Annotated in this window: 4 protein-coding genes and 1 pseudogene; 2 read left to right on the top strand and 3 right to left on the bottom strand. The window is 72.5% G+C overall.

The features are described from left to right. Both LNK82_RS48295 and LNK82_RS48290 read right to left on the bottom strand, forming a co-directional pair. Positions 1–233 (bottom strand): endo-1,4-beta-xylanase (locus LNK82_RS48295; protein WP_372470511.1); only part of this gene is annotated, 233 nt, incomplete at its 3' end. Positions 234–348: 115 nt separating this feature from the next. After that, positions 349–561 (bottom strand): annotated as a pseudogene (locus LNK82_RS48290) (hypothetical protein); the annotation flags it as partial. Positions 562–933: 372 nt separating this feature from the next. On the opposite strand from LNK82_RS48290, the gene LNK82_RS17845 reads away from it, so the two are divergent. Next, on the top strand, positions 934–2,127 hold the full coding sequence (locus tag LNK82_RS17845) for an extracellular catalytic domain type 1 short-chain-length polyhydroxyalkanoate depolymerase (RefSeq protein WP_308257232.1): 1,194 nt from the start codon (positions 934–936) through the stop codon (positions 2,125–2,127). 18 nt (positions 2,128–2,145) lie between these two features. Here the strand turns inward: LNK82_RS17845 and LNK82_RS17840 are convergent, their stop codons facing one another. Continuing rightward, complete coding sequence (locus LNK82_RS17840; RefSeq protein ID WP_308257231.1) at positions 2,146–3,195, bottom strand: zinc-binding dehydrogenase; 1,050 nt, start codon at positions 3,193–3,195, stop codon at positions 2,146–2,148. 157 nt (positions 3,196–3,352) lie between these two features. On the opposite strand from LNK82_RS17840, the gene LNK82_RS17835 reads away from it, so the two are divergent. Continuing rightward, the gene (locus LNK82_RS17835; RefSeq protein ID WP_230568114.1) at positions 3,353–6,805 is read left to right on the top strand and encodes a S8 family serine peptidase; all 3,453 of its coding nucleotides are present in this window, start codon (positions 3,353–3,355) and stop codon (positions 6,803–6,805) included. The last annotated feature ends 95 nt before the right edge of the window (positions 6,806–6,900 follow it).

Genomic DNA, 6,900 nt, shown 5'->3' with positions numbered 1-6,900 from the left:
TGGAGGTTGGAGTCGCGGCGGCCGCCGCTGCTGCCGTCGGCGTAGGCCTCGTTGACGACGTCCCAGGCGTAGATCTTGCCCCGGTAGTAGGTGGCGACCTGGGTGACGTGGTTGAGCATCGCGTTGCGCAGGGCGGAGCCGGACATGTTCTGCATCCAGCCGGGCTGCTGCGAGTGCCACGCCAGGGCGTGGCCGCGGACGCGCTTGCCCTGGTTGCGGGCCTGGTTGACGATCCGGTCGGCGTTGCCGTAGCTGAACTGGCCCTGGTTGGGCTTCGGTGGCGTCCATCTTCATCTCGTTCTCGGCCGTCACCATGTCGAACTCGCGGTTGAGGATCCCCACGTAGGTGGAGTCGCCCAGCTTGTTGGCCGCGACCGCGGTGCCGAAGTACCGCCCGCTCTCCGCGGCGGACGCGCCCAACGTGGTGCCGGCGCTGGCCACGCTCGGCAGGACGACGGCCAACGCGCCGAGCAACCCGACCGCACCGGCCAGGGCCGCGACGCGTCGCGGCCCTCCTCGTGCCACCGGCCTGCCGGCAGCGGTGACAGCAGTTCTGGACATCACTTCCTCCAAGGGGTCGACCGGACCGGTACTGCTCCGGCATCGGGCCGAAAGTTGCGATAGCAGACTTTGACGCTTTCGAAAACTAAGGCCGGTGATCGTCGGAGTCAAGGATGGAAGTCACCTATAGAGACGCATGAGCGCAGGTAGAACGCAAGACGAGGTCGAGTGCACTACCTTCTACGGCTTACGAAAGTATCGGAGTGGTCGCCGGTATTGGGCGGTTCTCGAACGCGAGCTCCACGGCTGTGGCGGCTGCACACATCGGCGCGCGATGAAGAGTGGCGCGGTCCACCAGCGACGGACGGCCCGCGGGACTCCTAGCGTCGGCGTATCACCAGTGACCGCCATCACTCAACGTGGAGGATGCGCATGTCGGATCGTCGCCCCGTCCCGGCCGTTCGCGGTCCCGCCGCGACACTCGTCGCGGTGCTCGTGGTGGTGCTGGCCACCGCCGTCTCCCTGGTCTCGTCGCCACGACCCGCCGCCGCCGCGACCCTGCAGGAGGTCACGGGTTTCGGGACGAACCCGGGGAACCTGCAGATGTTCCGCTACGCGCCCGCCGGGCTGCCCGCGGGCCGCCCGGTCGTCGTCGCCCTGCACGGCTGCACGCAGAACGCCACGGGCTACGGCACGGCCACCGGCTGGCTGCAGTTGGCCGACCGCTGGAAGTTCACCGTCGTGGCGCCGCAGCAGAAGTCCCAGAACAACGCCAACTCCTGCTTCAACTGGTTCGAGGCGGGCGACACCCGGCGCGGCTCCGGCGAGGCGTTGTCGATCAAGCAGATGGTGGACAGGGCCAAGCAGGACAACGGCGCCACGTCCGCGTACGTCAGCGGGCTGTCCGCGGGCGGCGCGATGACCGCGGTCATGCTGGCCACCTACCCGGACGTGTTCTCCGGCGGCGGTATCGTGGCAGGGCTGCCGTACCACTGCGCGACCTCGGTGGCGTCCGCGTTCGGCTGCATGAACCCGGGCACGAACCTCAGCCCCGCCCAGTGGGGCGACAAGGTCCGCGCGGCGTTCTCGCACTCCGGGCCGCGGCCGAAGGTGTCCATCTGGCACGGTACGGCGGACACGACCGTGCGCCCGCTCAACGGGACCGAACTGGTCGAGCAGTGGACCAACGTCAACGGCACCGACCAGACCCCGGACGTCAGCGACACCGTGGGCGGCTACCCGCACCGCGTCTACGGCGGCACGGTCGAGCACTACTCGATCACCGGCATGAACCACGGCCAGCCCGTCGACCCCGGCACGGGCGCGACCCAGTGCGGCGCCACCGCCGCGTACATGCTCGACGTCAACGTCTGCGCCGCCTACCACCTGGCCCGCTTCTGGGGCATCGACGGCGGCGGCACCGCACCGACCGACCCCACCACGACGACCAACGGCCCGCCGTACACCGACACGGTCACCGCCACCGCGACGGACCACTACGTGGCACAGCGGGTCGACGTCGGCGAGTACAACACCTTGGGCGCCCGGTACGGCTACAACACGCCCTTCGCGCTCTACCGGTGCGGCACCGACTGGACCGACAAGGCCGACTGCTCCGCGATCTGAGCGGGGCCGGCACGTCGGTCAAGGCAGGACGACGATCTTGCCGACGTGCCGGCCCTCGCGGAACCGCCGCTGCGCCTCGTGGACGGCGGCGAGGCGGTGCCGCCCGGCGACGCGGGGGCTGATCGCACCGGCGCGAGCGGTGTCGACCAGCTTGGCGAAGTGCTCCCGCGTGTGCATGGACGAGCCGATCAGGGCGATGTTGTGCAGGTAGAGCCGGCGCAGGTCGAACGACACCACGGGCCCCGCGACCGCGCCGGCGATCACCCACCGCCCGTCGTCGCGCACCAGCGGCAGCAGGGCGGCCAGCTCCGGACCACCGGCCACGTCGGCGACCGCGTCCAACCCGGACGGCACGACCGAGCGCACCTGCTCGGCAACGTCGCCGGCGTCCCGGGTGACGACCCGGCCCGCACCGGCCTCGGCGACCGCGTCGGCCTTGGCGGAACTGGTGACGGCCACGACGTGCGCGCCGCGCGCGGCGGCGAGCTGCACGAGCGCCAGGCCGACGCCACCGGACGCGCCGGTGACGAGCACCGTCTCACCGGCCCGGAGACCGGCGCGTTCGAGCATGCCCATCGCGGTGCCGTAGGCCACGGGCAGGCAGGCGAGCTGCTCGTCGGTCAGCGGTGACGCCGTGACGTCGTGCGCCTGGTCGGCCGGGACGACGACGTGCTCGGCGAACCCTCCGTCGGCCTCGCTGCCCAGCAGCCCGACCGGCGGCGCGTGCGGCCCGCCGTCCCGGTAGATCGCCGGGTCGACGAGGACCCGCCGGCCCACCGGCTCGCGCGCCGCACCGGGCCCGACCGCGTCGACCACGCCCGCGATGTCACCGCCCTGCACGCGCGGGAACCGCAGCGGGCCACGCCACCCGGCCAGGGCGTCCGGCTGCCCGGGCAGGCCGTACGCGCCTTCCCTCGTCCAGATGTCGGTGTTGTTCACCGCCGCCGCCGTCACCCGGACCAGCACCTCGCCCTCACCGGGGACGGGCACGGGCCAGTCGTCGCGCACCTGGAGCGCGTCCGGCCCTCCGTGACGGGTGAGCACCGCGGCGGTCATCGTCCGTTCCACCGTTCCCACCCTGACAGAAGTCGCGCGGTTCTTCAGGACGGGCAGGTGATCACTCTTGTCCGCCGGACCGTGAACGACCGGTTCCACCGCGCGAGCAACCTGTGAGCGCGTCGGAGAGTCTCCACCGGCATAGCGCGTTCACGACTGGGGAGGTCAGGTGCGTCAAGCACGCTGGTTGGTGGTCGCCTTGCTGGCGGCCGGGCTGGTGAGCCCGGCGGCGGCACAGGCGGCGCCGGTGGCCGGGGCACAGGCCCGGGCCGTCACGTTGATCACCGGTGACAAGGTGGTCGTCGACGAGCAGGGGGCGCTCGTCCGCATCGAGGGGCGGCCGGGGGCGCAGTTCGTCCGGTACGTCGAAGAGGACCACCAGTTCGTGGTGCCGGAGGACGCGCTCGCGGAGCTGGCGCAGGACCGTGTCGACAAGAGGTTCTTCGACATCACGGCACTGCTCGACTTCGGCTACGACGACGCGAGGACCGACCGGATCCCGCTGCTCACGGACGGGCTCCGAGCGTCCGCCGCGGTCGTGAAGTCCGAGGCCGCGCGCAAGTGGGCCGACCGACGGGTGGGCATCGCGAGCGCGGGCAAGCTCTGGCTCGACGGCAAGGCGAGGATCACGCTCGACCAGAGCGTGCCGATGGTGGGCGCGCCGGGCGCGTGGCAGGCCGGGTTCGACGGCGGCGGGGTGACCGTCGCCGTCCTGGACACCGGCTACGACCAGCAGCACCCGGAGCTGAAGGGCGTCGTGGTGGCCGCCGAGGACTTCACCGGCGAGGGCATCCAGGACGACATCGGCCACGGCACGCACGTCGCGGCCACCGTCGCCGGGCGCGGCGGCAGGTACAGCGGGGTCGCCAAGGGCGCGAAGCTCGCCATCGGACGGGTCTGCGGCGCGGGCGGCTGCCCGGAGAGCGCGATCATCGCGGGCATGGAGTGGGCCGCTCGCGAGGTGAAGGCCAAGGTCGTCAACCTGAGCCTCGGCGGCGACCAGTCCGACGGCTCCGACCCGCTGTCGCAGGCCGTCGACCGGCTCACCGCCGAAACCGGCACGTTGTTCGTGGTCGCGGCGGGCAACGACTACACCTACCGCAAGGTCTCGGCGCCCGCCGCGGCCGACGGGGCGCTGGCGGTCGCGAACCTCACCAAGCAGGGGCAGCTCAACGAGTCGTCCTCGCGCGGGCCGCGGTTCGGCGACTACGCGGTCAAGCCGGACATCGCCGCGCCCGGCACGGACATCGTGGCGGCACGGGCGAACGGCACCCTGCCGGACGAGGCGGTCGGCGACCTGCACGCCCGGCTGACCGGCACGTCGATGGCCGCGCCGCACGTGGCGGGCGCCGCCGCGATCCTGGCGCAGCGCCATCCCACGTGGACCGCGCCGCAGCTCAAGGCGCACCTGATGACGTCGGTCGAGCCGGTCGCGGACTCGCCCGACCACGTCGGCACGGGACTGCTGGACGTGCGGCGCGCGGTCGAGCAGCGGGTGCGCGCGGACCTCGGCAGCCTCTCGTTCGGTCTGGTGCAATGGCCGCACACCGGGGTGCACGAGAAGACGATCACCTACCACAACGACGGCGACCAGCCCGTCACGCTGGAACTGCGGCACGACCTCGGCGCCGACTTCACCTTGCCGTCGACCGTCACGGTGCCCGCGCATGGCGCCGCGCCGCTGGTGGTGCAACTGGACCCGCGCAAGGGCCTGGGCACGTTCTTCGGGCACGTCAAGGCGACCGCCGACGGCGTCAGCCTCACCACGTCGGTCGGCGCGTACGTGCAGGAGGAGCGCCACGCGCTCACCGTCGAGCTGACCGGGCGCGACGGCAAGGCGCCGGTGAACGAGTTCCTGCTCCTGGTCGACCTGAAGACCGGCAAGTCGAGCACCCTCCTGCTCGACGAGGGCCGCGGCACGATCAAGCTGCCGGTCTCCGACTACGCCGTGCTCGGCCGCGTCGAGCAGCACTCCGCGCTCGCGAGCTGGTACACGCCGATCTCGGTCACCGAGGTCGCGGGGAAGGTGTCGCTGGCCGCCGATGTGAACGTCCGGCTGGACGCCGCGCGGGGTGCGCCGATCACGGTCGACCTCAAGGACGGCGACGTCCGACCGCTGCACCGGGAAGTCGACCTGAGCGTGCCGATGGAGCCGGGCAAGAACTCCGGCGTCAGCGGCCCGGTCGAGGGCTCCACGCCGGTGTACGGGTTGTCGTTCGGCGACCCGTTGCCGGAGCTGTCCTACTCGACCACGCTCAAGGCCGCACAGCCCCGGATCGCGTTGGGCGGGATCGACCTGCCGGTGCGCTACGCCGACGCGAGCCCGTACTTCAAGCCCGGCACGCACAAGTTCCGCACGGCCCGGCGTGACGGCGACGTCAAGGGCGCGCTCGTGCTGGTCGAGAGTGGCGACGAGGACCTCTACGCCGTGGCGCAGCAGCTGAAGGACGCGGGCGCCGCGGCCGTGCTGCTGGCCGGGCCGTTGCCGTTCCCGAACGCGGAGCAGACCGCGTTGCCGGTGCTCTCGGCGTCCGACCACGGCGCCGCGCAGCTGCCGATCGGGCGCGAGGTCGAGCTCCGCGCGATCGACTCGTCGCCGGTCAGCTACAACCTGTTCTTCCCGGAACGTGGCGTGCTGCCGGCCGGCAAGGCGTACCGGGTGCAGCGCGGCGAGCTGGCCGAGGTCAAGGCCCACTACCGGTCGTCGGGCGGTGACGGCCTGGTCCGCCAGCGCCTGTACCCGATGGTGCGCGGCGCCACCGTGAACAGCCTGGGCGTGCTGCTGGACGAGGCGCTGGTCGCACCGATCGCGCGCACCGAGTTCTACAGCGCGGGCCACGACATCGGCTGGTACCAGGAGGGCTTCATCGGCCGCATGTTCGGCGTGGACGCGCGTGACCCGCTGGTCGGCATCTGGTCCGACCTCGAACCGGCCGTGTTCGAGCCGGGCAGGCAGTACCGGCGCGACTGGAACGCGGCGGTCGCCGCGCCCCGGCTCGGCGGCACGTCGGTCGTGCAGTGGGCGGCCGGCGGCGGCGTGACCCGCACCGGGAACGGCATCGAGGCGAGGATCTCGCCGTTCGCCACCAGCCGCGCGGTCGAGTCCTGGGCGAGCACCGGCTACGGCAGCATGGACCTCAAGCGGGACGGCGTCTCGCTCGGGTTCACCGGCGACCCGCGGCAGGGCCGGTGGGAAGTGCCCGCCGAGCCCGGCCGCTACGAGCTCTCCGTCGACGCGGCGCGCGGCGCGCCGCAGCTGGAGCTGTCCACGAACGTGCACTCGACGTGGGGCTTCACCAGCGCGGCCACGGCGGAAGGCAGGCTGCCGCTGTTGCAGGTGGACTACGAGATCCCGCTCGACCTCCGCAACAGCGCCCGGGCCGGGGTGCCGCTGCCGGTGCGGTTCACCGTGTCGCGGCAGGCGGGTTCGGGCAAGGCGACCGTGCGCGAGGTCAAGGCGTTCGCGTCGTTCGACGACGGCGCGACCTGGAAGCCGATGAGGTCGGTGGTGCCGGCGGGCGGCAAGCCGGGCGGGTACGTCTCGCTGCGGGTCGTCGCCTCCGACACGGACGGCAACACCGTCGACCAGACCGTCCTGCGGGCCTATCGCCTCAGGGCTTGATCACGGTGGCGGGGGGGGGGGGGGCCGGGCCCCCCCCCCCCCCCCCCCCCGGGTGCCCCCCCCCGGGGCCCCCCCCCCCGCGGGGGGGGGGGAAC

Source organism: Saccharothrix luteola (assembly GCF_020859565.1).
GTDB classification, from domain to species: Bacteria; Actinomycetota; Actinomycetes; order Mycobacteriales; family Pseudonocardiaceae; genus Actinosynnema; species Actinosynnema luteola.
Note: the sequence above shows the minus strand (reverse complement) of the source record. Positions and strands in the feature narration are given on the sequence as shown.